At 64.8% G+C, this 22,661-nt stretch carries 26 protein-coding genes; 15 read left to right on the top strand and 11 right to left on the bottom strand.

All coding sequences use genetic code 11. From position 1 onward, the window contains the following. Nucleotides 1–405 precede the first annotated feature (405 nt). Nucleotides 406–1,197: a DUF1206 domain-containing protein gene (locus ACFULT_RS12700; RefSeq protein ID WP_037113975.1), complete on the top strand. Its 792-nt coding sequence runs from the start codon at nucleotides 406–408 to the stop codon at nucleotides 1,195–1,197. A gap of 5 nt (nucleotides 1,198–1,202) precedes the next feature. Here the strand turns inward: ACFULT_RS12700 and ACFULT_RS12695 are convergent, their stop codons facing one another. Then, a complete protein-coding gene (locus ACFULT_RS12695) occupies nucleotides 1,203–2,144 on the bottom strand; it encodes a YafY family protein (protein WP_094720702.1) in 942 nt (313 codons plus the stop codon). 86 nt (nucleotides 2,145–2,230) lie between these two features. On the opposite strand from ACFULT_RS12695, the gene ACFULT_RS12690 reads away from it, so the two are divergent. The 6 genes from ACFULT_RS12690 to ACFULT_RS12665 all read left to right on the top strand — a co-directional run bounded on the left by ACFULT_RS12690 (nucleotide 2,231) and on the right by ACFULT_RS12665 (nucleotide 7,422). Then, nucleotides 2,231–2,635 (top strand): VOC family protein, encoded by a 405-nt coding sequence (locus ACFULT_RS12690; RefSeq protein WP_037113971.1) that lies wholly within the window; start codon nucleotides 2,231–2,233, stop codon nucleotides 2,633–2,635. A gap of 119 nt (nucleotides 2,636–2,754) precedes the next feature. Beyond that, nucleotides 2,755–3,213 (top strand): SRPBCC family protein, encoded by a 459-nt coding sequence (locus ACFULT_RS12685; RefSeq protein WP_037113969.1) that lies wholly within the window; start codon nucleotides 2,755–2,757, stop codon nucleotides 3,211–3,213. 67 nt (nucleotides 3,214–3,280) lie between these two features. Continuing rightward, nucleotides 3,281–3,553 (top strand): GlsB/YeaQ/YmgE family stress response membrane protein, encoded by a 273-nt coding sequence (locus ACFULT_RS12680; protein ID WP_037113967.1) that lies wholly within the window; start codon nucleotides 3,281–3,283, stop codon nucleotides 3,551–3,553. A gap of 103 nt (nucleotides 3,554–3,656) precedes the next feature. Further along, entirely contained in the window at nucleotides 3,657–4,373 is a 717-nt protein-coding gene (locus ACFULT_RS12675) for a phosphatidylserine decarboxylase (protein WP_037113964.1), read from the top strand. Nucleotides 4,374–4,379: 6 nt separating this feature from the next. After that, nucleotides 4,380–5,240: a CDP-diacylglycerol--serine O-phosphatidyltransferase gene (pssA, locus tag ACFULT_RS12670; RefSeq protein WP_037113963.1), complete on the top strand. Its 861-nt coding sequence runs from the start codon at nucleotides 4,380–4,382 to the stop codon at nucleotides 5,238–5,240. A 13-nt stretch (nucleotides 5,241–5,253) separates the two neighbouring features. After that, complete coding sequence (locus ACFULT_RS12665) at nucleotides 5,254–7,422, top strand: AAA family ATPase (protein ID WP_378481622.1); 2,169 nt, start codon at nucleotides 5,254–5,256, stop codon at nucleotides 7,420–7,422. On the opposite strand, the gene ACFULT_RS12660 is transcribed toward ACFULT_RS12665, so the two are convergent. From ACFULT_RS12660 to ACFULT_RS12640, 5 genes are all read right to left on the bottom strand, one after another. Continuing rightward, nucleotides 7,419–8,171, bottom strand: a complete 753-nt coding sequence (locus ACFULT_RS12660) for an isocitrate lyase/phosphoenolpyruvate mutase family protein (protein WP_378481621.1) — start codon at nucleotides 8,169–8,171, stop codon at nucleotides 7,419–7,421. The genes ACFULT_RS12665 and ACFULT_RS12660 overlap by 4 nt on opposite strands. A 61-nt stretch (nucleotides 8,172–8,232) precedes the next feature. Beyond that, the gene (locus ACFULT_RS12655) at nucleotides 8,233–8,586 is read right to left on the bottom strand and encodes an NUDIX domain-containing protein (RefSeq protein ID WP_037114359.1); all 354 of its coding nucleotides are present in this window, start codon (nucleotides 8,584–8,586) and stop codon (nucleotides 8,233–8,235) included. A 38-nt stretch (nucleotides 8,587–8,624) separates the two neighbouring features. After that, on the bottom strand, nucleotides 8,625–9,044 hold the full coding sequence (locus ACFULT_RS12650; protein ID WP_037113957.1) for a VOC family protein: 420 nt from the start codon (nucleotides 9,042–9,044) through the stop codon (nucleotides 8,625–8,627). A gap of 5 nt (nucleotides 9,045–9,049) precedes the next feature. Beyond that, nucleotides 9,050–9,526 carry an SRPBCC family protein gene (locus ACFULT_RS12645; protein ID WP_378481620.1) on the bottom strand — a complete coding sequence of 159 codons (477 nt, stop codon included), beginning with the start codon at nucleotides 9,524–9,526 and terminating at the stop codon, nucleotides 9,050–9,052. Between the two features lie 142 nt (nucleotides 9,527–9,668). Next, nucleotides 9,669–9,998 (bottom strand): helix-turn-helix transcriptional regulator, encoded by a 330-nt coding sequence (locus tag ACFULT_RS12640; protein WP_037113953.1) that lies wholly within the window; start codon nucleotides 9,996–9,998, stop codon nucleotides 9,669–9,671. A gap of 255 nt (nucleotides 9,999–10,253) precedes the next feature. Here ACFULT_RS12640 and ACFULT_RS12635 point away from each other — a divergent pair, with 255 nt between their 5' ends. From ACFULT_RS12635 to mnhG, 6 genes are read left to right on the top strand one after another with little or no spacing between them, the layout of a single operon-like run. Continuing rightward, a complete protein-coding gene (locus ACFULT_RS12635; RefSeq protein WP_170945247.1) occupies nucleotides 10,254–13,097 on the top strand; it encodes a Na+/H+ antiporter subunit A in 2,844 nt (947 codons plus the stop codon). After that, nucleotides 13,094–13,726: a Na(+)/H(+) antiporter subunit C gene (locus ACFULT_RS12630; RefSeq protein ID WP_378481619.1), complete on the top strand. Its 633-nt coding sequence runs from the start codon at nucleotides 13,094–13,096 to the stop codon at nucleotides 13,724–13,726. The genes ACFULT_RS12635 and ACFULT_RS12630 overlap by 4 nt, the downstream gene beginning before the upstream one ends. Next, complete coding sequence (locus ACFULT_RS12625) at nucleotides 13,723–15,363, top strand: Na+/H+ antiporter subunit D (RefSeq protein WP_037110821.1); 1,641 nt, start codon at nucleotides 13,723–13,725, stop codon at nucleotides 15,361–15,363. Before ACFULT_RS12630 ends, ACFULT_RS12625 begins: the two co-directional genes overlap by 4 nt. Beyond that, nucleotides 15,360–16,016 carry a Na+/H+ antiporter subunit E gene (locus tag ACFULT_RS12620; RefSeq protein ID WP_378481618.1) on the top strand — a complete coding sequence of 219 codons (657 nt, stop codon included), beginning with the start codon at nucleotides 15,360–15,362 and terminating at the stop codon, nucleotides 16,014–16,016. Before ACFULT_RS12625 ends, ACFULT_RS12620 begins: the two co-directional genes overlap by 4 nt. Beyond that, nucleotides 16,013–16,270, top strand: a complete 258-nt coding sequence (locus ACFULT_RS12615) for a monovalent cation/H+ antiporter complex subunit F (protein WP_037110819.1) — start codon at nucleotides 16,013–16,015, stop codon at nucleotides 16,268–16,270. Before ACFULT_RS12620 ends, ACFULT_RS12615 begins: the two co-directional genes overlap by 4 nt. Next, nucleotides 16,267–16,611, top strand: a complete 345-nt coding sequence (mnhG, locus tag ACFULT_RS12610; RefSeq protein WP_037110818.1) for a monovalent cation/H(+) antiporter subunit G — start codon at nucleotides 16,267–16,269, stop codon at nucleotides 16,609–16,611. Before ACFULT_RS12615 ends, mnhG begins: the two co-directional genes overlap by 4 nt. Here mnhG and ACFULT_RS12605 read toward each other — a convergent pair. The 5 genes from ACFULT_RS12605 to ACFULT_RS12585 all read right to left on the bottom strand — a co-directional run bounded on the left by ACFULT_RS12605 (nucleotide 16,574) and on the right by ACFULT_RS12585 (nucleotide 20,863). Further along, nucleotides 16,574–17,893, bottom strand: a complete 1,320-nt coding sequence (locus tag ACFULT_RS12605) for a phosphatase PAP2 family protein (protein WP_378481617.1) — start codon at nucleotides 17,891–17,893, stop codon at nucleotides 16,574–16,576. The genes mnhG and ACFULT_RS12605 overlap by 38 nt on opposite strands. Before the next feature lie 55 nt (nucleotides 17,894–17,948). After that, nucleotides 17,949–19,175: a glutamate--cysteine ligase gene (locus tag ACFULT_RS12600; protein WP_378481616.1), complete on the bottom strand. Its 1,227-nt coding sequence runs from the start codon at nucleotides 19,173–19,175 to the stop codon at nucleotides 17,949–17,951. A 15-nt stretch (nucleotides 19,176–19,190) separates the two neighbouring features. Continuing rightward, the gene (locus tag ACFULT_RS12595) at nucleotides 19,191–19,886 is read right to left on the bottom strand and encodes a superoxide dismutase family protein (RefSeq protein ID WP_170945245.1); all 696 of its coding nucleotides are present in this window, start codon (nucleotides 19,884–19,886) and stop codon (nucleotides 19,191–19,193) included. A gap of 121 nt (nucleotides 19,887–20,007) precedes the next feature. Continuing rightward, nucleotides 20,008–20,460 (bottom strand): LytR C-terminal domain-containing protein, encoded by a 453-nt coding sequence (locus ACFULT_RS12590; RefSeq protein ID WP_037107520.1) that lies wholly within the window; start codon nucleotides 20,458–20,460, stop codon nucleotides 20,008–20,010. 73 nt (nucleotides 20,461–20,533) lie between these two features. Further along, nucleotides 20,534–20,863, bottom strand: a complete 330-nt coding sequence (locus tag ACFULT_RS12585; protein WP_019666644.1) for a DUF3263 domain-containing protein — start codon at nucleotides 20,861–20,863, stop codon at nucleotides 20,534–20,536. Nucleotides 20,864–21,142: 279 nt separating this feature from the next. On the opposite strand from ACFULT_RS12585, the gene ACFULT_RS12580 reads away from it, so the two are divergent. Beyond that, nucleotides 21,143–21,733 carry a peptide deformylase gene (locus ACFULT_RS12580; RefSeq protein WP_019666645.1) on the top strand — a complete coding sequence of 197 codons (591 nt, stop codon included), beginning with the start codon at nucleotides 21,143–21,145 and terminating at the stop codon, nucleotides 21,731–21,733. Nucleotides 21,734–21,752: 19 nt separating this feature from the next. Next, a complete protein-coding gene (locus ACFULT_RS12575; RefSeq protein WP_378481688.1) occupies nucleotides 21,753–22,652 on the top strand; it encodes a GNAT family N-acetyltransferase in 900 nt (299 codons plus the stop codon). The last annotated feature ends 9 nt before the right edge of the window (nucleotides 22,653–22,661 follow it).

The raw sequence follows: 22,661 nt of genomic DNA, 5'->3' as shown, positions 1-22,661 counted from the left end.
GGGCAGCTACTCGAGGACAAGTATGCCGCGCCGGGCGTCACCGCGCCTTGGTGCCAGCAGGGGGTGTCAGACCTGCCCGCGCCGAATGAGGTCGATTTCCTGGGCGGTCAACAAGCGCTCGAGCTTTTCGCTCGGCCACTTCCTTGGACTTCCGCTCATCCGCGCCGATTCGAGCAGCGGCACGCCCGAGCCTGGACGACGCAAGATCGAATGAAGGTTCACGATCGATCACTCCGAACAAAATTCGTTTTGGCCTGATTCCTCGTTCGTTGCATCGCCCAGTGTTCGCCTCTCGTTACCGTTCGCGGGTGAGGCGCGCTGAAGAAGTTTCGACGTAGGTGCGTTTCGTCGGGTTCACAGCCGGGTAAAGAGGTGGATTACCAATCGACAAGTCGGGGGCACGAAATGAGCGCAACAGGCGCCGCGGAAACGGTCCAGAACAACACGTGGTTCGAACGAGCAGCCCGAGCCGGCCACTTCGTCAGCGGGCTGCTGCACATCCTCATCGGCTACATCGCCATTCGACTCGCCTTCGGACAGGGCGGCAACGCCGACCAATCCGGTGCCCTCGCCGAGCTGGGCAGCAAACCCGGAGGCGCCATCGCCTTGTGGATTGCCGTCGTCGCATTCCTCGCACTCGCACTGTGGCGAGTCATGGAAGCGATCGTCGGCAAGAAGTCGGACCAGGACGAGGGCAGCGCGATGGACCGGCTCAAGGCCGGCGCACTCGCCGTCGTCTATCTTGCATTCGCCTGGTCGACATTCGGCTTCGCCAAAGGATCCGGCGAATCGAGCGGCCAGCAGAACGCAGGCATGACCGCACGATTGATGGAGAACGGATTCGGCAAGGTCGTGCTGATCGTCGTCGGACTCGTCGTGATCGGCGTCGGTGGCTACCACGTCTACAAAGGCGTATCGAAGAACTTCCTCGACGACCTCGAGGGCAACCAGAGCAAAGGCGTCGAATACCTCGGCATCGCCGGTTACGCAGCCAAGGGTGCCGCATTGATCGGCGCAGGCGCGCTGGTCGTCGTCGCGGTGTTCACCTCCGACCCCAGCAAGGCCACCGGCATCGACGGAGCCGTCAAGACGCTCGGTGAACAACCGTTCGGCCAGGTGCTGCTCGTCCTCGCCGGTGTCGGCATCGCGCTCTACGGCCTGTACGCCTTCGTCCTCGCTCGTCACGCACGCATGTAAGACAGTTACCCGTAGAGGGACGTGAGCTCGGATCCGATTCGCGCGAGCTCGGCTCGCACCGAATCGGATTCGACGACCTCGAGCTCGGCACCCCAGCCCGCGACATGCTGGGCGATCATCACCGGCGCAGGCGCGGAGACCGTCGCCCTCAGCCGTCCGTCGACGACGTGCTGCACCACGCAGTGCTTGCCGAACTGCGCCTGCAGCACCGACAGCAACTTCTCCGGGATCTCGACGACGGCCGACGTCGCGCGCTGCCGGTCTTCCACCGTCTCGACGACGGACGCCCACGCGTCGGCGAGATCGAAATCCGCCGGACGCGAGAACACCGAGTCGGTGAGCGCGACCTCGGACATCCGGTCGAGGCGAAACGTGCGCAGGCCGTGAGCCGTCGAGGCGATCAAATACCAGTGCCCGTTCTTGTCCACCAGCCCGAGTGGACCGACCTCGCGGTGCCCGGGCCCGGTGTGACCGAACGTCTTGTAACCGAACGTCACGTTCACTCGCCGAACCACCGCGCGCTGCAGCAGTCCGACATGCTCCGAGCCTGCGGACAACTCCTGCCCCCACCTGGCGGGATCGATCGTCGTCGCATCGGCCGCGGCTTGCGCATCGACCCGGAAGGGTTCGGGCAACGCCTTCACCAGCTTGCGCACCGCGGCCTTGGCGTCCGGCGACAACGCGGCGCCCGGACCGACCAACGTGAACAAAGCCTGCGCTTCCGTGGAACTGAGTCCGGTCAAGTCCGTTCGCGCGCCACCGATCAGTTGCCATCCGCCGTTGCGACCCGGTTGTGGGTAGACGGGGATTCCGGCGGACGACAGCGATTCCAGGTCCCGGCGCGCAGTCGAGGCCGACACCTCCAGTTCCTCGGCGACCTCGGCTGCGGTGATCCGCCCGCGGGTCTGCATCAGAAGAAGTGTTGCCACCAGCCGGTCTGCGCGCATGCCCGAAGTATCCCTTCCAAAGTGCTCAGAAGATGAGCACTTTGTCGTGGATAGTCGTTTCCACACCACCGCAAAAGGAGAACGCAATGCTCAGAGGACTCAGCAACATCAGCTTCTATGCAGACGACGTCGCCGCAGCCGGCGACTGGTACACCGACATTCTCGGAATCGCTCCGTACTTTCGCCGCGACAACCCGGACGGAACACCGGGATACATCGAGTTCCGAGTAGGCGACTTCCAGCACGAGCTGGGCATCGTCGACCGCACGTACGCGATCCCGGGAACGTCGAGGTCCGAATCCATCACCTTCTGGCACGTCGACGACCTCGCCGGATCACTCGAGAAGCTTCTCGCCGCAGGCGCAACACTGCACGACGAGATCCGAGCCCGCGGCGAAGGCTTCAACACTGCATCCGTGGTCGATCCCTTCGGCAACGTCCTCGGCATCATGAACAACCCCCACTACCTGGAGATGCTCGGGCGGACGTGATGTTCCACGTGCTCGGTTACTGTCGGGGATTCCCGCCCGAACGAGCGGAAGTGCTACGCCACGCACGGCCGGTCGGCTAGGTTTGTCTGTAACCGACAGTTGCATCTACGGAGGAACACGTGAGCAAGACCCTCGAAGCCAGCATCGACGTCGACGCCAGTCCCGAGCAGGTGTGGAAGGTCGTCTCGGATCTGAAGCGCATGGGTGAGTGGAGTCCCCAGTGCAAGAAGATGAAGGTCTTCGGTGGCGATGTTCGCAAGGGCACGACGACGCTGAACATCAACCGGAAGGGCCTGCTGGTCTGGCCGACCACGGCGAAGGTCGTCGAATTCGAGCCGAACAAGGCCATCGCGTTCCGCATCGTGGAGAACAAGACGATCTGGTCCTACACCCTCACCCCCTCGGAAACGGGAACCACGGTCGTGGAGAAGCGCGAGGCACCGACGGGCACGAGCGCCGTATCGGGCTTCCTCGTCAAGAACGTCCTCGGGGGCATCGAACAGTTCGACGTGGAACTCGTCGACGGAATGAACAAGACCCTGCAGCGCATCAAGTCGGAAAGCGAACGCACGCGGTAAATGTTTGACGAGTGAAGTTTCTGGGCAGCCCCAGTTGTCAAACGGCAACAAACAAAAGGGGCATGACATGACACCCGCACTCGGTTTCATCGGTTGGATCGTCATCGGCGGCTTGGCCGGATGGATCGGTAGCAAGATCATGAAGACGGATGCATCGATGGGCATCATCTTGAACATCGTCGTCGGCATCATCGGAGGTTTCCTCGGAGGCTGGTTGCTCAGCGTCTTCGGAGTCGATGTCGAGGGCGGCGGCCTCATCTTCAGCTTCCTCACCTGCCTGTTGGGCGCAGTGATCCTGCTGTTCATCGTCAAGGCTGTGACGGGTCGCTCGAGGGCCTGACGGTCACTGCTCGTTCCCGGCTGCCGGGGCTTCTCACGTACTGTGTGAAGCCCCGGCAGTGTCCGTTTCAGGCACTGCCCCCAGAGATGTTCTAAGGAGCGAAGTGGCCCGCCGTCCAGCCCCGATCGGTCAACCACCCAGCAGTGGCATAGCGCATGTCGCCGAGCTGGTGAAAAACACCGTTCCGCCGCTGCATCCAGCAGGCCTTCCCTTCGTCGCCGGGCCGCTGGCGGTCGCTGCGCTCGGCCGTCGGCACAAGTGGATCCGCCGCGCCGGTCTGACTGCAGCAGGCGCGTGCGCCACGTTCTTCCGCCACCCGAGCCGCGTTCCACCGAACCGCCAGGGCGTCGTCGTCGCACCTGCGGACGGGCTGATCACGCTCGTCGACACCGCGGTACCGCCCGCCGAGCTCGATCTCGGAACCGAGGCCGTTCCCCGCGTCAGCATCTTTCTCTCGGTCCTGGACGTACACGTGCAACGCGTGCCCGTCGCAGGTGAGGTCGTGGAGGTCGTGCACCGCAAGGGCCAGTTCAAGTCCGCGGATCTGGCCGAGGCCAGCGAGGTCAACGAACGCAACAGCATGCACATCCGCACCCCGTCGGGACACGACCTCGGAGTTGTCCAGATCGCCGGGTTGATCGCTCGACGCATCGTCAACAACGCAAAGGTCGGCGATACCTTGACCATCGGCGACACCTACGGCCTCATCCGATTCGGCTCCCGGGTGGACACGTACTTTCCGTCCGGTTCGACACTGCTGGTCGAGCCGGGTCAGCGGGCAGTCGGAGCCGAGACGGTGCTCGGCGAGCTTCCCCGATAGCCGGCGATGATCACCAGACGCGCCCGCCCGACCGCAGCCGTCCGATTGCTGCCGTCCGTCGTCACCATTCTGGCATTGTGCGCCGGTTTGTCCGCGGTCAAGTTCGCCCTGGACGGCGAGTTGGGAACCTCGCTCGCGATGATCGGCGCGGCCGCGATTCTCGACGCACTCGACGGCCGAATCGCCCGATTGCTCGACGCCACCAGCCGCATCGGTGCCGAACTCGATTCCCTCGCCGACGCCATCTCCTTCGGCGTGGCACCGGCTCTCGTGCTGTACGTGACGCTACTGGAGGGCTCGAGCAGCGGATGGATCATCGCGTTGGTGTACGCGGTAGCGATGGTGCTGCGTCTGGCACGGTTCAACACACTTCTCGACGAGGACGACTCTCCCGGTTACGCGAGTGAATTCTTCACCGGCGTTCCTGCGCCCGCCGGTGCGCTGATCGTGCTGGCCCCGATCGCGGCGTTCCAGGAATGGGGTGACGGCTGGTGGTCGTCCTTCTACGTCGTCGTCGGCTGGACTGTGTTCACCGCAGGCCTCGCCGTCAGTCGCATCCCGACTCTCGCTCTCAAAACGGTCTCGGTACCGCCGCGGATGGCGGCGGCGCTTCTGATTCTGGTAGCGCTGGCCGCTGCCGCGTTGATCACGTATCCGCTGGTTCTGCTGATGGTTCTCGTCGCGATGTACCTGGCGCACATTCCGTTCGCCGTTCGGTCGCAGCGCTGGGTCGCCGCGCGCCCGTACACCTGGGACGCCAAGCCTGCAGAGCGTAGAGCGGAGCGCCGGGCCATCCGCCGGGCTCCGGGCAACAACCGTAGGTCCGCAGCCAGGCTCGGCCTCCGTCGCCCGAAGAGCCCCCGATGAGCGAGAATTCACTATGACTGCACCGGAGTTGGTGCTGACCGCTCGGCTCAACACGTCGGCTGCGGATGCGCGCCGAGGAGTCGTACGACTTCACCCGGAGGTGTTGGCGGCCCTGGGGATTCGCGAATGGGACGCCGTTGCACTGATCGGCGCGCGCCGGACCTCGGCTGTCGCGGGCACGGCACCCGACGGCACCCCGCAGGGCACAGCACTGCTCGACGACGTCACGTTGTCCAACGCGGGGATCAAGGAGGACGGCTCCATCGCCGTCGCGCCCGTCACCGTCTACGGGGCCAGGACGGTGACGCTGTCCGGTTCGACGCTGGCCGTCGGATCCATTCCCGACGCCACGCTGCGTAAGGCGCTTCTCGGCAAGGTGCTGACGGCGGGTGACACCGTCTCGCTGCTGCCACGGGATCTCGGTCCCGGTACCAGTACGAGTGCTGCGACGCAGGCGTTGTCACGTTCGTTCGGGGTTGCGTGGACCAGCGAGCTGTTGACGGTCTCGGCCACCGATCCGAGCGGTGGGCCGGTCAGCGTGCAACCCAACTCGGCGGTGAGCTGGGGCAACGGAGTGCGGACACCCATGACGGACCGCAACCGACAACCACCCGCCGCAGCCGACCCCGCGCCGGTCGAGGTCAAGGAGCTGGTCGGGGTGGCGGCCCAGCAGTCCATGTTGACCGAGTGGCTTCGGTTGGCACTCGACGAGTCGGAGTTGCTTGCCACGTTGGGTGCGTCGCCGCATCTCGGAGTCCTGATCACCGGTCCGGCGGGAGTCGGAAAGTCGACGCTCGCTCGTGCGGTTCTCGCCGGGCGGACGGTCGTCGAACTGGACGGTCCGTCGATCGGCGCGCTCGACGCTTCCGAGCGGGTCGACGCCGTCGCGTCCGCGTTCGAGCGGTTGGGCGCCGGCGGAGTCCTGCTCGTCACCGACATCGACGCCCTGCTACCCGCGGCCGCTGAACCGGCGTCGACTCTGGTGCTCGAGAAATTGAAACGGGGTGTCGACACGCCCGGAATTGCGCTGGTGGCCACCACCGCGCACCCCGAGGGCACCGACGGACGCCTTCGGTCACAGGACCTGTGCGATCGAGAACTGACGCTCTCGCTACCCGACGGCGCAGGCCGAACTGCATTACTGGAACATCTGGTGCGGGCGTCGCCTACCGAGGGTCTGATCCTCGGCGACATCGCTCTGCGTACACCAGGATTCGTTGTCGCAGATCTAGCCGCTCTGGTGCGCGAGGCGGCTCTGCGCGCGGCATCGCGAGCCAGCGCCGACAAGTCGGATCCGAAGATCCTGCAGAGCGATCTGCTCGGCGCCCTCGACGTCATCCGTCCGCTGTCCCGCTCGGGTTCCGAGGAATTGGCGATCGGCAGCATCACGCTCGACGATGTCGGCGACATGGTGGAAACCAAACAGGCCCTCACCGAGGCCGTCCTGTGGCCCCTCCGACATCCGGACTCGTTCTCGCGGTTGGGAATCGAGCCTCCGCGCGGAGTTCTTCTCTACGGGCCGCCGGGATGCGGGAAGACATTCCTGGTTCGCGCTCTCGCCAGTTCCGGCCAGCTGAGCGTGCACGCCGTCAAAGGTGCCGAGCTGATGGACAAGTGGGTCGGTTCCTCGGAAAAGGCCGTGCGAGAGCTGTTTCAGCGCGCCCGAGACTCAGCGCCGTCGTTGATCTTCCTCGACGAGGTCGACGCGCTCGCACCCAGGCGCGGACAATCGTCGGACTCCGGCGTCGGAGATCGCGTCGTCGCAGCGTTGCTCACCGAACTCGACGGCGTCGAACCTCTGCGTGATGTCGTCGTACTCGGCGCAACCAACCGACCGGACCTGATCGACCCGGCACTTCTTCGTCCGGGCCGACTGGAACGTCTCGTGTTCGTGCCACCTCCGGATGCCGACGCACGCAAGGATATTCTGCGTGCAACCGGCAAAGCAGTCCCCCTCGCCGACGACGTCGATCTCGATGCTCTCGCGGAAGATCTGGACGGATATTCGGCGGCGGACTGCGCGGCGCTTCTGCGCGAGGCCGCTCTGACGGCCATGCGCCGGTCGATGGATGCAGCCGACGTCACCGCAGCAGATGTGGCCACCGCACGCGCGACGGTGCGCCCCTCGCTCGATCCCGAGCAAGTGGCGCACCTCGAGGCCTACGGCTCTCGCACTCACTAGCTCCAGCGCGCCAGGATCTTGCTCGCCTCTCCGGCCAGGGCACCCTGGAACAGCGGGCCGAAGCTGATGCGGCCGACACCGAGTGAGGCGAAGTGCTTCAGGTCGCCGTCCGCAGGGTTGGCGATGGCGTTGATGGGCAGAGGAAGCTCCTCGGCCAGACGCTTGTAGTCCGCGTCGTTGTGGAAGCCGACGGGGTAGAGCGAGTCTGCACCGGCCTCGGCAGCGAGCTTCAGCCGAGCGATCGCACGGTCGACGCGGTCGCTCTCGTCACCGATCTGCTTGACGAACAGGTCGGTCCGGGCGTTGAGAACGACGTGAACGTCGGTCGCGTCGGAGGCTGCACGCAGGGCGCCCACGAAATCGGCGTGCTCCTGCGCTTCACGCAGACGTCCGCCTTCGCTGTGCACGGTGTCCTCCACGTTGAGGCCGACGGCGCCCGCGGAGACGAGGCCGTCGATGAGGCGCTTGGGGTCCTCGCCGTATCCGGACTCGATGTCGACGGACAACGGAACGTCGACAGCGGAGGTGATCTGGGAGATGCGTGTAAGCAGCTCGTCGAAGGTGATGCCCTCGTTGTCGGGCTTGCCGATGGAGTCGGACACCGGGTGACTTCCGACGGTGAGTGCCGTGAATCCAGCCGAGACCGCGAGGTTGGCCGACCATGCGTCCCATACCGTCGGCAGCACGACGGGGTTTCCGGGCTGGTGGAGTTCGAGGAGGGTTGTTGCCTTCTGGGACAAGCTCGTCATTGAGACTCCTAATGCGTCGAGGCGGGAGAACGTGCGTTCTCCTACCGACAACGTAACAGCATCAGTCGATCAAATCGAGCGCTTGCATCCGGTCGAACACCATGAGCGACCCAGGAGCGACATCCCGCATCGACGCGTACTCGTCGCGAGTGAAGAAGCGAATTTCGGCAATCTCACTGGTCGGCGTCGGTTCCGACGCCAATCCCGCGATGAAGCAATGGATCTCGAGCTCGGTTCCCGCGGGATGCCCCCACGCCTCGCACTCGAACACATCCAGCAACCGGGCGTCGACCACCGCCGCGTCGAGCTCCTCGCGAATCTCACGGTGCAGCGCCTCGAGAGGCGTCTCTCCCGGATCGATCTTGCCTCCCGCCATGTAGAACGCCGACTTCCCCACCGAACGAGCCTGAATCATTCGTCGATCCCGCACGAACGCCAGCCCAGCAGTCCTGATCACTGGTTCCGCGGGATCGGCGGGATCAGCGGCTTGTCCGCCCGCACCTTCAACTGCTGCACCGCCCAGGTGTTGCCGTCGGGATCGGCGAACCCGAAGAAGGTGCCCCCGTCCCTGTCGTCGAACACAGTGATCTCGCCTGCCTCGACGCCGCGGGACAGCAACTCCTCACGGGCGGCATGCGCGTCGGACACGACGAGTTGCAACCCCTTCAACGAACCGGGTTCCATCTCACGCTGCGACGCCAGCGACCCGACGACGATCGAGCATCCCGACCCCCGCGGCGTCAGCTGCGCAATGTGCATGTGCTCGTTGCGGGTGTCGTGGTCGAGATCGAATCCGACCTTGTCCCGGTAGAACTCGATCGACCGATCGAGATCCGACACTGGTACGACGACCACTTCCAAAGTCCAATCCACGACGGTCAGCTCCTTCCGAGGATTGCGTCGAGACGCTCGTACCCCTCGGAGACGCCTCTCTCCATTCCACTCTGTGCCATTCCGTCGCGCGATTCGACGGACGGATAGGCCGACTCGATCTCGAGCCGAGTGCGACCGTCACCGAGGTCGACGAAGGTCAACGCCTCCAGGCTGACGACGTCGGGAAAATCCTCGTACTCGAACGTCTGAATGGCGAACTCGTTCTCCCGCACGACATGGAAGACGCCACGGAACGCAAATGTCGCTCCCTCCGGATTGGTGTGCACGTATCGGTAACTGCCCCCGGTCACGAACTCGTAGCGCTCGATCGCCATGTCGTATCCGTTGGGCCCGAGCCATTGCTCGACCAGCTCGGGTTCCTTGTGCGCCCGGAACACCGCCTCGACGGGAGCGTCGAATTCCCGGGCGATGGTGATGAACGGCAGGCCGTCGGGGACGGTGATGGCAACTGGATTCGTCATGACTTCTCCTTCTCGAAGTGTTCTTTCGACTCACTGCCAAGCAGCTTGTGTTGGATTCATTCCGCAGGCTCCACTCACTCCTGCCTGGATTCATTCCGCAGGCTCCACTCACTCCTGCCTGGATTCATTCCGCAGGCTCCACTCACTCTGCGAGCAGCTGGTCGAGCTTTCGGAACTGCTGTTCGTGGACGATGCGGTACCTGTCGATCCATGCGGTGAGCTGTTCGAGCCGGTCGGGGTTCAGATGGACCGGCCGACGCTGTGCGTCTCGGGTCCGCGTCACCAGACCCGCATTCTCGAGGACCTGGATGTGCCTGGACACCGCTTGCTTGCTGATCTCGAACGGCTCGGCGAGATCGTTGACCGTCTGCGGGCCGCGACTGAGACGGGCGACGAGTGCTCGACGGACCGGGTCGGCGAGGGCCATGAAGGCATCGTCGAGTCGATCGTCGTCACCGGGTCGAGCGCCCATTGTCAACCACTTCCTTTATCAACCGATCTGTTGATTACAGTAGAATGCAAACGCCTCCAAGTCAACGAAAAGGTGCAAACAGTACCGAATGGCAGCGCGTCGACCACGCAAAGTAGGATGGAGTGAACTTATACTCGCCGGCCGAGCACACGGCTCGCGAGCATATTTTCCGTTTGTTCGCCTACTCGACGCCGCCCCACGACCACCGCGTGATCCGCGCCAGGATGACGCGACCCGAGACGACGGAGTACGTTTTTGCTCGCTATTTTGCTCGCGCACACGGTTGCGGCCGTGTTCGCGCCCTTGTTGGTCCGCTGGTGGGGCCGTAACGCATTCTTTCCGCTTGCACTGGTGCCACTCGTCAGCCTGGTATGGGTGTTCGCCAATTGGAACACCGAACAGTCTCTGAACATCGAGTGGGTCCCCGGCCTGTCGATGGACCTGGACATGCGGTTCGATTCACTGGCCGCAATCATGTCGCTGCTCGTGCTCGGTATCGGTGCGCTGATCCTCGTCTACTGCGCCCGCTACTTCGAGGACGACGAACCACGACTCGGCATCTTCGCCGCCGAAATGGTCGCGTTCGCCGGTGCGATGTTCGGGCTCATCACTGCCGACAACATGCTGGTGCTCTACATCTTCTGGGAAATCACGACCGTCCTGTCGTTCCTGCTCGTCGGGCACTACGCCGAGCGCGCGTCCTCGAGACGCGCCGCCACCCAGGCTCTGTTGGTCACCACCGCGGGCGGCCTCGCGATGCTCGTCGGAATCATCGTCCTCGGTCAGGTGGCGGGCAGTTACAACCTGTCCGACGTGGTCGCCGACGCCCCGTCGGGGTGGCTTGCCGGCGTTGCAATCGTGCTGATCCTGATCGGTGCGCTGTCGAAGTCCGCGATCGTGCCGCTGCACTTCTGGCTTCCGGGCGCGATGGCCGCACCGACACCCGTCAGTGGGTATCTGCACGCGGCGGCGATGGTGAAGGCAGGCATCTACCTCGTCGCGCGCCTCGCCCCGGGCTTCGCCGATTCCGGCCCCTGGCGTGCGACGGTCATCACCCTCGGTCTGTTGTCGATGATTCTGGCGGGGTGGCGTGCACTGCGCGCGTTCGACCTCAAGCTGATCCTCGCGTTCGGCACGGTCAGTCAGCTCGGCTTCCTGATGGTCCTGGTGGGCATCGGCTCCGAGAAGGCGATGCTTGCCGGTCTGACCATGGTCATCGCCCACGCGATGTTCAAGGCCGCACTGTTCATGGTGGTCGGCATCATCGACCACACGACGCACACGCGCGACATCCGCAAGCTCGCACACCTGGGCAAGAAGGCACCGCTGTTGGGTGCCATCGCCGCACTCGCCGCGGCGAGCATGGCGGGCCTGCCCCCGTTCCTCGGGTTCGTCGGCAAGGAAACTGCACTGTCGGCGGTCATCGACACCCCGACCCTCAATCCTGCCGTGGCCTGGATCGTCGTGGCGGGCATGGTCGTCGGGTCCATTCTGACCGTCACCTACAGCATCAGGTTCGTGTGGGGAGCGTTCGGGCGCAAGCAACTCAAGCGACCGAGCCCCGCGGTGAAGAACATGCACGAGCCGACGGCGCTGTTCCTCGCAGCACCGGCGTTCCTCGCACTTCTGGGTGCGGCCGCAGGCATCTTCTCGCCCGTCGTCGACGCCATCGTCAGCCCGTACGCGAGCACCGTCGATTCCTACGGCCAGGCGCCCTACCACCTGGCCCTGTGGCACGGCGTCAACCTGCCACTCGGGTTGACGGTCGTCGTCGTCACCGGCGGTGTCGGTCTCTTCATCGCGCACCGCATGGTCAACCGCCTCAAGTTCGAGCATCCACCACTCGGCAACGCGGACCGGGTCTACGACGCGGTGCTCAAGTCGATGGACACCATCTCGCTCCGCCTGACCGGCACCACCCAGCGAGGATCGCTGCCGCTCACCCAGGGAACGATCCTGCTGACGCTGGTGCTGCTTCCGATGGCCGTACTGGCGTTCGGCCGCGAACCCGGACTGGACTTCGTCCTGTTCGACACACCACTTCAGGTCATCATCTCGCTCATCATGATCTCCGGAGCGCTCGGTGCGACGGTGATGCGTAACCGCCTGGCCAGCGTCATCCTCGTCGGGCTTACCGGCTACGGCTGCGGTGTGATCTTCGCTGTGCACGGCGCACCGGATCTGGCATTGACTCAGTTCCTGGTGGAAACGCTGACATTGGTGGTCTTCGTTCTCGTGCTGCGGAAGCTACCTGCCGAGGTCGACGACCGAGGCGCAGCCGGCTCGCGGTTGCCACGCGCAGCCCTCGCGATCGCCGTCGGCGCGACGGTCACAGTCCTCGGTGCATTCGCGATGAACGCGCGCAGTACCGCCCCCATCTCACTGCAGCTTCCGGACGCGGCGTACCTGTTGGGTGACGGCAAGAACATCGTCAACGTGCTCCTGGTGGACATTCGCGCGTGGGACACCCTCGGCGAGATCTCGGTGCTGCTCGTAGCAGCCACCGGCGTCGCATCGCTGGTCTTCCGTAACCGACGCTTCGGGAGCGCACCTCGCGTCTCGGATGCGCCTGCAACGGATTCCGACAGCCCGTCCGGCACCGACACGACGTGGTTGCTGGGCGGAGACCTGATCGACCCGCGGCATCGGTCGCTCATCCTCGAAGTCACGACTCGTCTGATCTTCCCGACGATCATGGTGCTGTCGGTGTACTTCTTCTTCTCCGGACACAACGCTCCGGGCGGTGGTTTCGCCGGCGGACTGACCGCGGGACTCGCGCTGGTGCTGAGGTACCTGGCAGGCGGTCGATACGAGCTCGGCGAAGCCGTTCCTATCGACGCGGGCAAGATCCTCGGTCTCGGCCTGATCCTCGCGTCGGGCACCGCGATCGCGTCGATGTTCCTCGGCGCCCCGGCGTTGTCGTCGGCGACGCTCGAGGTGACCCTGCCGATACTCGGTGACATCAAGTTGGTCACCGCGTTGTTCTTCGACCTCGGTGTCTACCTCATCGTGGTCGGTCTCGTACTCGACGTTCTCCGAAGTCTCGGCGCACGTCTCGACGCACAGGTGGAGATGCAGAGCCAGGTGAAGGCCCGATGACCGCGAACCTCGGCATGCTGATAGTCGTCGGCATCCTCGTCGCGACGGGGGTGTACCTACTCCTGGAACGCTCGATCACGAAGATGCTGCTCGGACTCCTGTTGTTCGGCAACGGAATCAACATTCTGCTGCTGACCGTCGGTGGACCGACGGGCAATCCCCCGATCGTCGGCCGAACGACGTCGATTCACGAGACCATGGCGGATCCGTTGGCGCAGGCCATGATTCTGACCGCCATCGTCATCACGATGGGTATCGCGGCGTTCGTGCTGGCACTCGCGTACCGCTCGTTCACGCTCAACACCAAGGACGACGTCGAGAACGACCCGGAGGACACCAAGGTCTCCAAGCGCCGGTCCATGGCCGACATGCCGGACCGCGACCGGTCCGACGACCCGGTCACCGGCGAGCCGAGTTTCAGTGGCGACGCCTTCGACAGCCAGGGCAACCCGATTCCCATCGAGGACCTCAAGAACATCGAGGACCTCGGGTGCTACGAGGACCTGCACGAAGGTGACTTCGACGACGACGACGAACCGGACTTGAAGGGCCTCGACGGCATCGACAGCGCAGTGAAGGACACATCCAAACCCAGCGCCAAGAAGCGCAAGAAGGGAGGCTCCGAATGAGCATCCCCGCAAGCACCATCAGCGCTCTCACGCCCCTACCCGTCCTGATCCCCCTGTTCGCTGCGGCGTTGACACTCGTCGCAGGCAGGAGGCCACGGGCACAGCGCCTCATCACGATGGTCGCTCTGACGTCGATCGTCGTCGTATCCGCATTCCTGCTGTACCTGGCCGACCGCGACGGAACGTTCGCACTACAGGTCGGCGGGTGGGACTCACCGATCGGTATCTCACTCGTCGTCGACCGTCTGTCCGCGCTGATGCTGCTGGTCAGCGCGATCGTGTTGCTGGCGGTCATGGTGTACTCGATCGGTCAGGGTATTCGCGACGGAAACGAGAACCAGCCCGTCTCGATTTTTCTTCCGACGTATCTGGCTCTGAGCGCGGGCGTGTGCAACGCGTTCCTCGCCGGCGACTTGTTCAATCTGTTCGTCGGATTCGAGGTTCTGCTCGCCGCGTCGTTCGTGCTGCTGACTCTGGGAGCAAGCGCGGACCGGGTGCGTGCAGGTGTCTCCTACGTCATGGTGTCGATGGTCTCGTCGCTGATCTTCCTGTTCGGTATCGCGCTGGTCTACGGTGCGACCGGCACGTTGAATCTGGCTCACATCGCCACGCGCCTCGACGACGTACCGTCGGGCACCAGGACGGCGATCTTCGCGGTTCTGCTCGTCGCATTCGGTATCAAGGCCGCCGTGTTCCCGCTGTCCACGTGGCTTCCGGACTCCTACCCCACCGCACCGGCCCCGGTCACCGCGGTGTTCGCCGGTCTGCTCACCAAGGTCGGTGTGTACGCGATCATCCGCGCGCACACGCTGCTGTTCCCCGACGGGGGCCTGGACAACGTACTGCTCGTGTGTGGTCTGCTCACGATGCTCGTCGGCATCTTCGGTTCCATCGCGCAGAGCGACATCAAACGACTGCTGTCGTTCACTCTCGTCAGCCACATCGGGTACATGGTGTTCGGTGTCGCTCTGTCCACGCAGTCCGGATTGTCGGGAGCGATCTACTACGTCGCGCACCACATCATCGTGCAAACGACGCTGTTCCTGGTCGTCGGTCTGATCGAGCGCCAGGCCGGGTCGTCCTCGCTGCGCCGTCTCGGCGGTCTCGCCGCGGCAAGCCCCGTACTGGCGATCATCTTCCTCGTACCTGCACTGAATCTCGGTGGAATTCCTCCGTTCTCGGGCTTCATCGGCAAGGTGGCGCTGTTGCAGGCCGGTAGCGCCGAGGGCAGTGTCCTCGCGTGGATCCTCGTCGCAGGCGGCACCATCACCAGCTTGCTGACGCTGTACGTGATGGCTCGCGTGTGGACGAAGGCGTTCTGGCGTGCTCGTGCCGATGCCCCCGAGGGTGACCTCGCGGACAACAGCCCGTCGGCTCTGCTGGACGATTCCAGTGACATCCAGCTCGCCGACCGCGAGGACGTGGGCCGGATGCCTGCCTTCATGCTCATTCCGACGGTCGGGCTCGTCGCCGTCGGGTTGGCGTTGACCGTCTTCGCCGGCCGCATCATCGACATCAGCGACCGTGCCGCCGCCGATCTTCGTGATCGGTCGGTCTACATCGACGCCGTGCGCGGTGCGGAGTTCCTCGGAGACAAATCCATGGACCAGGTCGCCGGAGAAGAGGCTGGACGATGAAATATCTCAATCGCTTCGTCCTTCTGCGCCTGTGGATCCTCGGCTGGCTCACTGCCGTGTGGGTGTTGTTGTGGGGCAACGTCAGTGCGGCCAACGTACTGGGCGGAATCGTCGTGGGCCTCGGCATCATGATCCTGCTTCCGTTGCCGAAGGTACCCGTCGAGGGTCGAATTCACCTGTGGTCGTTGCTGAAACTGACCTATTGGTTCTTCTACTACGCCGCCGAGTCCTCGGTGAACGTCGCCTGGCTTGCGGTGCGCCCCAAAGCTCCGCCGGTCACCGGTGTTCTCCGGTGCCGTATCGCCATCAAGTCCGATCTGGTTCTCACACTGTTCGTCGACGCCATGAATCTCGTTCCGGGAACCATGGTTCTGGAGATCGACCAGACCAGGCGCCTGCTCTACGTACACGTGCTGGACATGGGCAGCCAGAAGGCAGTCGATTCCTTCTACGCCTACGTACGCCACCTGGAGAAACTGTTCATCGCCGCGTTCGAACGTGATTCGGACTGGAAGCCGAGTCCGCTTCACTTCCAGGAATACGAGCGATACCACGGAGTCCTGGGCGACGACATCACGCCGGCACCGGGTATGGACGGCACTTTCCGGGACGACAAGAAGACCGACGACGAACGAAAGGGTGAGTGGAAGTGACTGTCGTACTTGCTGTTTCGGGCATCCTTCTCGTCGCTGCAGCCGTCGTGACCGCCTACCGTCTACTCGACGGGCCGAGCACACTCGACCGCCTCGTCGCCATGGATACCATCCTCGCGGTGTCGATGTGCGGGCTGGCGGTGTGGGCTGTCTACAGCGCCGACACCACGATCGTGCCCGCGATCGTCGCCCTGTCGCTGGTGAGTTTCATCGGATCCGTCAGTGTCGCGAGGTTCAGGGTGAGGGACGAATGAACACGGTATTGGAAGTAATCTCGGGCATTCTGATTCTGCTCGGCGCCACTCTTGCGTTCACCGCGGCCGTCGGGATCGTGCGCTTCCCGGACACGCTGTCACGCATGCACGCCGCGACGAAGCCTCAGGTCGTCGGCCTTCTGCTGGTCCTGGCGGGCGCCGTGATCCAACTGCGAGGCAACGTCGACATCTGGATGCTCGTACTCGTCGGGGTGTTCACCCTGGTGACGGCACCGGTCATCGCACACACCGTCGGTCGCGTCGCCTACCGCGAGCAGCGTGGGCGCGACGGACTGCTGATCGTCAACGAGATGGAGACGAACGAAGGGGACGATCGCTGACCTCGCTGTTCGCGAAGAACGTCGTGTAGAACATCCCGATCACCGATCCCATCGCGATCAGGATCAGCGGCCCGAACAGCTCCGGGTACGTGCCCATGGGGACGGCGAGGTAGCGGTAGCAGAGCAACAACGCCACCATCGTCGCAGCGCCGTATGCGATCATCCGGATCCGAGCGGGATCCTTCAGGCCGCGCTCGGGGTTGCGCAGTACCGACTCGAGGGTCAGGCACAGTACGACGCCTGCGACCAGGTCGACGCCGTAGTGGTATCCGAAGCCGAGCGTGGCGGCCAGGGTGCACACCAACCAGACCGTGCCACCCCATCGGAGCCACCACGGCCCGCGCCTGGAGTGGATGAACAAGCTCAGCGCCCAGGCTGTGTGTAGCGACGGCATGCAGTTGCGCGGAGTGAGTTCGTCGAAACCGATCGCCGACGGCGAGGCATCGAACGGCACCAGCGTCGGCCAGTAGTTTCCGAGCTGGAACCCGTCGCCGGCAGAACCGAACGCGAAAACCGGGCCGACGACGGGGAAGAGTACGTAGAAGACGGGTCCGACGAGGCCGATGAGGAGAAACGTTCTGACGAGGTAGTGCGACGGCCACAGCCCGGTGCGCGAGACGCCACGGAGTTGGTAGATCGCGATGGCGATCGCGGCGACCGGAAGCTGGATGTAGACCCAATGCAGGACCGCGAAGACGACCGGACCGAGCGCATCGAGCCAGCTTCCGACGATCCACGACGGGTTGCCGAGCGCATGGTCGGCGAGTTGCGCGTACTCGTCCAGGACGTAGGGCCGGACGATGGTGGTGATCTGCAACCATGCGTCCCCGCCCTTGGTGGCGAGGATGAGAAGTCCGCCGAGACACACTGCTCGGATGCCTCCGACGTCGCGGCGCCAGATCGTGAACACCGCCAGTCCGGCCAGCGCGATCACGGCTCCGTTGCCGACGGCGAACGGATGCCCGGCTTCCAACCGAGCGAGCGCGCCCACTGCGTCGATCAGTACGGCGATTCCGAGTGCCCACAGTCGAATCGGCATGCGCACTCCGACGAGGGCCAACGCCAGACCGCCCCACGGCACGGCCATGGATTTGGGAGTACCGACGACGTCGTTCCAGATGCTCGGGAGCGGACCCGGGAAACCCTTCCACAACGCGACCGCCTGCAGCGATGCGAGGAAAATCAGAACGACGACGGCGCCCACACCGTAGATGCGTAACGCGCCCGGCGCCGCTCTTTCGACGTGTGAAGTTCGCTCATCCCCCTGAAGCACGTCGTTCATAGTAAACGGAGCATGAACAGAGAATTACATGCAGAAGGTCACGATCGAAGGTCGATCACCGGCGCAGCTCGTCGACCAGCGACTGCACCACTGTGCGGAGATTTCCATCGGAGTCCAACGCCACCTTGCGTTGGCGTTGATACGACGCGCCCCGCCGGGGAATGTCGGCAACCGAGGCCAACTCGTCGGCGCATCCGAGCCGCACCGCAGTAGGCGCGAGGCGTTCCAGAAGATCGTTCAGGTCGTCCGTGACGAGGCGTTCGTTGCTGTCCGCGTCGAGGATGATCTCGGCGTCGAGCCCGTACCTAGCTGCGCGCCATTTGTTTTCCTGAACATGCCACGGGGGCATGCTCGGCAGCGTCTCCCCTGCTTCGAGGCGCTGGTCGAGGTCGACGATCAGGCAATGTGTCAACGCCACGAGCGCGGCGAGCTCACGCTTGGTGGATGCGCCGTCGCAGACCCGCACCTCGATGGTTCCCCACTTCGGAGCCGGCCTGATGTCCCAGTGCATTCCGCCGAGCTGTTCGATGACGCCGGTCTTCATCTGGTCTCGGACGAAGCCTTCGAACTGACTCCAGTCCTCGAACTGAAACGGCAGGCCTGCGGTCGGGAGCTGCTGGAACATCAGTGCGCGGTTGCTGGCGTATCCGGTGTCGTTGCCGGACCAGATAGGCGACGACGCGGACAGTGCAAGCAGGTGCGGGTACTGCAGCAGAAGCGAGTTGAGAATGGGAAAAACTTTGTCCGGAGAGGACACGCCGACGTGGACGTGCACGCCCCAGATGAGCATCTGCCTGCCCCACCACTGTGTGCGGGCGATCAACTCGTCGTAGCTGGGGGTGCTGGTGAGCACCTGCGTCGACCATTCCGCGAAGGGGTGAGTGCCTGCACTGAACAGGTCGATGTTCAGCGGGGCCGCGGCGCGCCTCACCAGGTCGAGCGACTCGCCCAGGTCGTCCATCGCTTCACCGACGTTCTCGCACACTCCGGTGACGAGCTCGACGGTGTTGCGCAGCAGCTCTTTCGTCACCCGCGGGGTTTCCGCGCCCGCCAGCTCGGTCACGCCGTCCATGACCTCGGCGGCCGAGTTGACGAGATCCAGCGAATCCTTGTCCACCAACGCGATCTCCCACTCCACGCCGAGGGTCGGGCGCGGGGAGGAATTGAACGCTATGGCGGGAGCGGAGCCTGCGGAGTGACCCGATGCAGCGGGAGCGGAGCCTGCGGAGTGACCCGATGCAGCAGGAGCGGAGCCTGCGGAGTGGGTGGGGCGGCCCGGCATGTGTGCGGGAACCGCTTATTCCAGGACCGCGCAGGCGGCGCGGCCACCCGCGTCGCCGGTCATGAGGGTATTCATGTCGGGAACGGCTGCGCCGTCGGGCAGGGTGTAGCGCGGCGGGATGTTGGCGAAGTTGTCCGGGCCCTCGTGGATGATGACGGCGCGTCCGCCGTCGGCGCGGAGGTCGTCCATGGTGACGGCGTCGGTGGTCGTCACGAGCATCGCTGTTCCGTCTTCGCCGACCTGCAGCGACGTCAGGTCACCGCTGGCCGGGTGTTCGGTGCGGCCGTCGACCTGCAGGTGCCCTCCGGCGGACAGGAAGTTGCCGGGCTCGCCGCCTGCGGGTGCCACGGAGTTGGGCTCGCAGAGGCCTGCGGTGTGGATGTGCAGACCGTGGAATCCGGGGGTGAGGCCTTCTGCTTCGACGGTGACGACGAGGTGGTCGCCTTCTTCGACGAACGAGACGGTGCCGACGGTGGTGCCTGCTGCGTTCTCGAACTCGGCTTCGACGGTGCCCTCGGGGCTGTCGGCGGCGACGCCGTGACCGGACGGATCTTCGTGGCCGGTCCAGACGGGAGGCGTCGTGCCCGCTACGTCGGACGGGGTTTCCGGGGCCGTACACGCGACCAGTCCGAATGCGGCGACAGCGACGACGGGAGTAGCGATGCGCCACGACCTGATCGTCCGGGATCGGGCTGTGCTGGTCGATGCCATGGAAAATGCTCCTTCGTCGGACAGGCTGGGCGTTGCGTAGATCATAACTATCCCCGGTAGTAGTCCAGTCGGCAGTAGTCCGGTCGGGTGTAGTCCGGTCGTCACCGGGCAGGCCATGCTTCTACTGAGTGACCATCACGACGACGCTGTCTCCGAAGCCGGTCAGTGTGGCCGGCATGGCTTCGGCGGTGGCGCCCAATTGCTGGGCTATCTCCTGCGCCGCGGCCTCCGCGCCGGAGGCGTCTCCGTAGTACACCGTGGTCGCGGCGACCTGGGTCTGGGCGTAGTTGCCCGTTTCGGCGATCGTCCAGCCCTGGGCGGTGAGCGTATCCGCCGTCGTGGCTGCCAGGCCGGATACGTCGCTGTTGTTCAGCACGCGGACCTCGACCTCGGCCGGTGCGACGGACGTCGTCGGGGCGCTGGTGGTCGGGGCCGGTGCCTGAGCTGCCGGGGAGGTCGCTTCCGCGACTTCGCTGGTGGCCTCGGGGGCGGCCGCTTCTTCACTGTCTCCGGAACCGGTCAACGACAGTGCACCGATCGCCGCGAACAGAATCGCAAGCGAAATGAGAACCATTGCCAAGGCGCGGAGCGGAGGGCCGGACGATTCCGGGTTGGGACTGCTCACACTGGAAGACACTAGTTGACGGCTAGACCTCGAAGCCGAGTCGCCTCGCAGCCCTTGCCTTCTGACGGCTCGCACGGAGCCTGCGCAGACGCTTCACCAGCATCGGATCGGCTGCCAGTGATTCCGGGCGGTCGACGAGTGCGTTCAACACCTGGTAGTAGCGAGTCGCGGACATCGAGAAGAGTTCCTTGATGGCTTCTTCCTTTGCGCCTGCGTACTTCCACCACTGGCGCTCGAAGGACAGGATGTCGTGTTCACGACGGGTCAGGCCGTCTGCTCCGACCTCGTTGATGTCCCCCGTGTTTCCCGGTTGCTGAGACTGGTTCGAGTCACGCGCTGCTGCGCCGTCCATCTCACTCCTCGACTTCGCGGATCCGTGTCGCCGGATCCCGATCCTGTGCCGTGATGCTGTCCTGTGCCGTCATGCCGGTCCCCACCTTTTGCCACGAGCCCCAGACCCGCGTCGACGCACCCGAGGGGCGGGCAGTCGGCACGAAATTACACACGTGTGTTTCGGTAGTTATTGAACCACGGTGCGCAGTGCTTGGGCACAGCTCGCAGGACGTGCGGCGAGTCGCGCCCCCTCACCGTGTGCACGGCGAGGGGCTTCACGCCAGTATTCTTGTCGACCATGGCAATTCTCCCGATCCGGATCGTCGGCGACCCGGTACTGCACACCCCCACCCGGCCCGTCACCGAGACGCCCGCCGAACTCGCCGACCTTATCGCGAACATGTACGACACGCTCGCCGCCGCCAACGGCGTCGGACTCGCCGCCAATCAGGTCGGCGAACCCCTTCGGCTCTTCATCTACGACTGCCCCGACGAGGGCGAGGACGGCAAAGTCGTCCGTCGCCGCGGCGAGGTGATCAACCCCGTCCTGGAGACGTCCGAGATCCCCGAGACGATGCCGGATCCCGAGGACGACGACGAAGGCTGTCTCTCGGTTCCCGGCGAGCAGTACCCCACCGGACGTGCGGACTGGGCACGCGTCACGGGCACCGACGCCGCGGGCGAGCCCGTCGACATCGAAGGAACGGGTTTCTTCGCTCGCATGCTGCAGCACGAGGTTGGGCATCTCGACGGTTTCCTGTACGTCGACGTCCTCATCGGCCGCAATGCGCGTGCCGCGAAGAAGGCGATCAAACGCGCTGGTTGGGGCAAGCCGGGCCTGTCCTGGGTCCCCGGCACCGTCGAAGATCCGTTCGGCCACGAGGACTGACGCGGTGGGACCGCGGGTCATGCTGCGCTACCGGCTGCCACCCGGCCACAGCCACCCGATGACGGACGTCATCGGCGAACTGATCGAGCACAGCCGGTCGGTGGTCGCGGTGCAGTCCGCGGACGGTCGCGAAGTGAGAGTCGCGCCCGATCGTGTCGTCGCGCTGAAGGAGCTCGGCCCGCGTCCGATTCGCACGTCGGAGATTCGGTCGCTGGAACGTGCGGCCGCGGACGGCTGGCCCGGCGTCGAACAGGCCTGGATCGACGGGTGGCTCCTGCGCGCCGGGCACGGGTTCACCGGCCGGGCGAACTCCGCGTTGCCGTTGGAGCCGTCGGCCGGTCTTGCGTCCCTCGACGACATCGTCCGATGGTTCTCCGAGCGAGGCCTGCCTGCAGTGTTGCTCCTCCCCGACCGGCTCGGTTCACCGCCCGCCGGGTGGGTGACGCGGGACGAAACACAGGTCATGGCCGCGGACATCTCCAGGCTGGAGCTGCCCACCGAAACCCTGTCGGTCTTCTCCGACGTGCCGGACGCAGACTGGCTCGGCCTGTACCGCTACCGCGGACAACCCCTGCCCGACGGTGCGCTCGAGGTCATTTCGTCGGTGCGTGACGGTGTGGCGGCGTTCGGCCGAATCGGCTCGGCGTCCAGCGAGATGCTCGCGATCGGGCGCGCAGCGGTGACGGACGCCCCCGACGGTCGACGCTGGGTCGGACTAACGGCCATCGAGGTCGCGGAAGTGCATCGTCGTCACGGCCTGGGGACGAGAGTGTGCGGCGAGCTGGTCGCCTGGGGTCGCACGCAGGGTGCGACGCACGCGTACCTACAGGTGTCGGCGGCCAATACAGGCGCCGTGGCGATGTACGAGGGCCTCGGCTTCACCGACCATCATCGTTATCGCTACGCCGACCCTGTGTGAGTGGGCACC

Origin of the sequence: Rhodococcus sp. NPDC057297 (assembly GCF_042667435.1) — a bacterium.
Classification (GTDB): Bacteria; Actinomycetota; Actinomycetes; order Mycobacteriales; family Mycobacteriaceae; genus Rhodococcoides.
This window is presented reverse-complemented; position numbering and strand designations above follow the sequence as displayed.

Excerpts from the sequence above, each read along its gene's own strand:
- ACFULT_RS12655 (WP_037114359.1), bottom strand. The coding sequence starts at position 8,586 with ATGATTCAGGCTCGTTCGGTGGGGAAGTCGGCGTTCTACATGGCGGGA.
- ACFULT_RS12595 (WP_170945245.1), bottom strand. The coding sequence starts at position 19,886 with ATGGCATCGACCAGCACAGCCCGATCCCGGACGATCAGGTCGTGGCGC.
- ACFULT_RS12600 (WP_378481616.1), bottom strand. The coding sequence starts at position 19,175 with ATGCCGGGCCGCCCCACCCACTCCGCAGGCTCCGCTCCTGCTGCATCG.
- ACFULT_RS12590 (WP_037107520.1), bottom strand. The coding sequence starts at position 20,460 with ATGGTTCTCATTTCGCTTGCGATTCTGTTCGCGGCGATCGGTGCACTG.
- ACFULT_RS12660 (WP_378481621.1), bottom strand. The coding sequence starts at position 8,171 with ATGACGAGCTTGTCCCAGAAGGCAACAACCCTCCTCGAACTCCACCAG.
- ACFULT_RS12690 (WP_037113971.1), top strand. The coding sequence starts at position 2,231 with ATGCTCAGAGGACTCAGCAACATCAGCTTCTATGCAGACGACGTCGCC.
- mnhG (WP_037110818.1), top strand. The coding sequence starts at position 16,267 with ATGAACACGGTATTGGAAGTAATCTCGGGCATTCTGATTCTGCTCGGC.
- ACFULT_RS12645 (WP_378481620.1), bottom strand. The coding sequence starts at position 9,526 with ATGACGAATCCAGTTGCCATCACCGTCCCCGACGGCCTGCCGTTCATC.
- ACFULT_RS12605 (WP_378481617.1), bottom strand. The coding sequence starts at position 17,893 with ATGAACGACGTGCTTCAGGGGGATGAGCGAACTTCACACGTCGAAAGA.
- ACFULT_RS12700 (WP_037113975.1), top strand. The coding sequence starts at position 406 with ATGAGCGCAACAGGCGCCGCGGAAACGGTCCAGAACAACACGTGGTTC.
- ACFULT_RS12575 (WP_378481688.1), top strand. The coding sequence starts at position 21,753 with ATGCTGCGCTACCGGCTGCCACCCGGCCACAGCCACCCGATGACGGAC.
- ACFULT_RS12585 (WP_019666644.1), bottom strand. The coding sequence starts at position 20,863 with ATGGACGGCGCAGCAGCGCGTGACTCGAACCAGTCTCAGCAACCGGGA.
- ACFULT_RS12695 (WP_094720702.1), bottom strand. The coding sequence starts at position 2,144 with ATGCGCGCAGACCGGCTGGTGGCAACACTTCTTCTGATGCAGACCCGC.
- ACFULT_RS12630 (WP_378481619.1), top strand. The coding sequence starts at position 13,094 with ATGACCGCGAACCTCGGCATGCTGATAGTCGTCGGCATCCTCGTCGCG.
- ACFULT_RS12640 (WP_037113953.1), bottom strand. The coding sequence starts at position 9,998 with ATGGGCGCTCGACCCGGTGACGACGATCGACTCGACGATGCCTTCATG.
- ACFULT_RS12665 (WP_378481622.1), top strand. The coding sequence starts at position 5,254 with ATGACTGCACCGGAGTTGGTGCTGACCGCTCGGCTCAACACGTCGGCT.
- pssA (WP_037113963.1), top strand. The coding sequence starts at position 4,380 with ATGATCACCAGACGCGCCCGCCCGACCGCAGCCGTCCGATTGCTGCCG.
- ACFULT_RS12620 (WP_378481618.1), top strand. The coding sequence starts at position 15,360 with ATGAAATATCTCAATCGCTTCGTCCTTCTGCGCCTGTGGATCCTCGGC.
- ACFULT_RS12625 (WP_037110821.1), top strand. The coding sequence starts at position 13,723 with ATGAGCATCCCCGCAAGCACCATCAGCGCTCTCACGCCCCTACCCGTC.
- ACFULT_RS12580 (WP_019666645.1), top strand. The coding sequence starts at position 21,143 with ATGGCAATTCTCCCGATCCGGATCGTCGGCGACCCGGTACTGCACACC.
- ACFULT_RS12680 (WP_037113967.1), top strand. The coding sequence starts at position 3,281 with ATGACACCCGCACTCGGTTTCATCGGTTGGATCGTCATCGGCGGCTTG.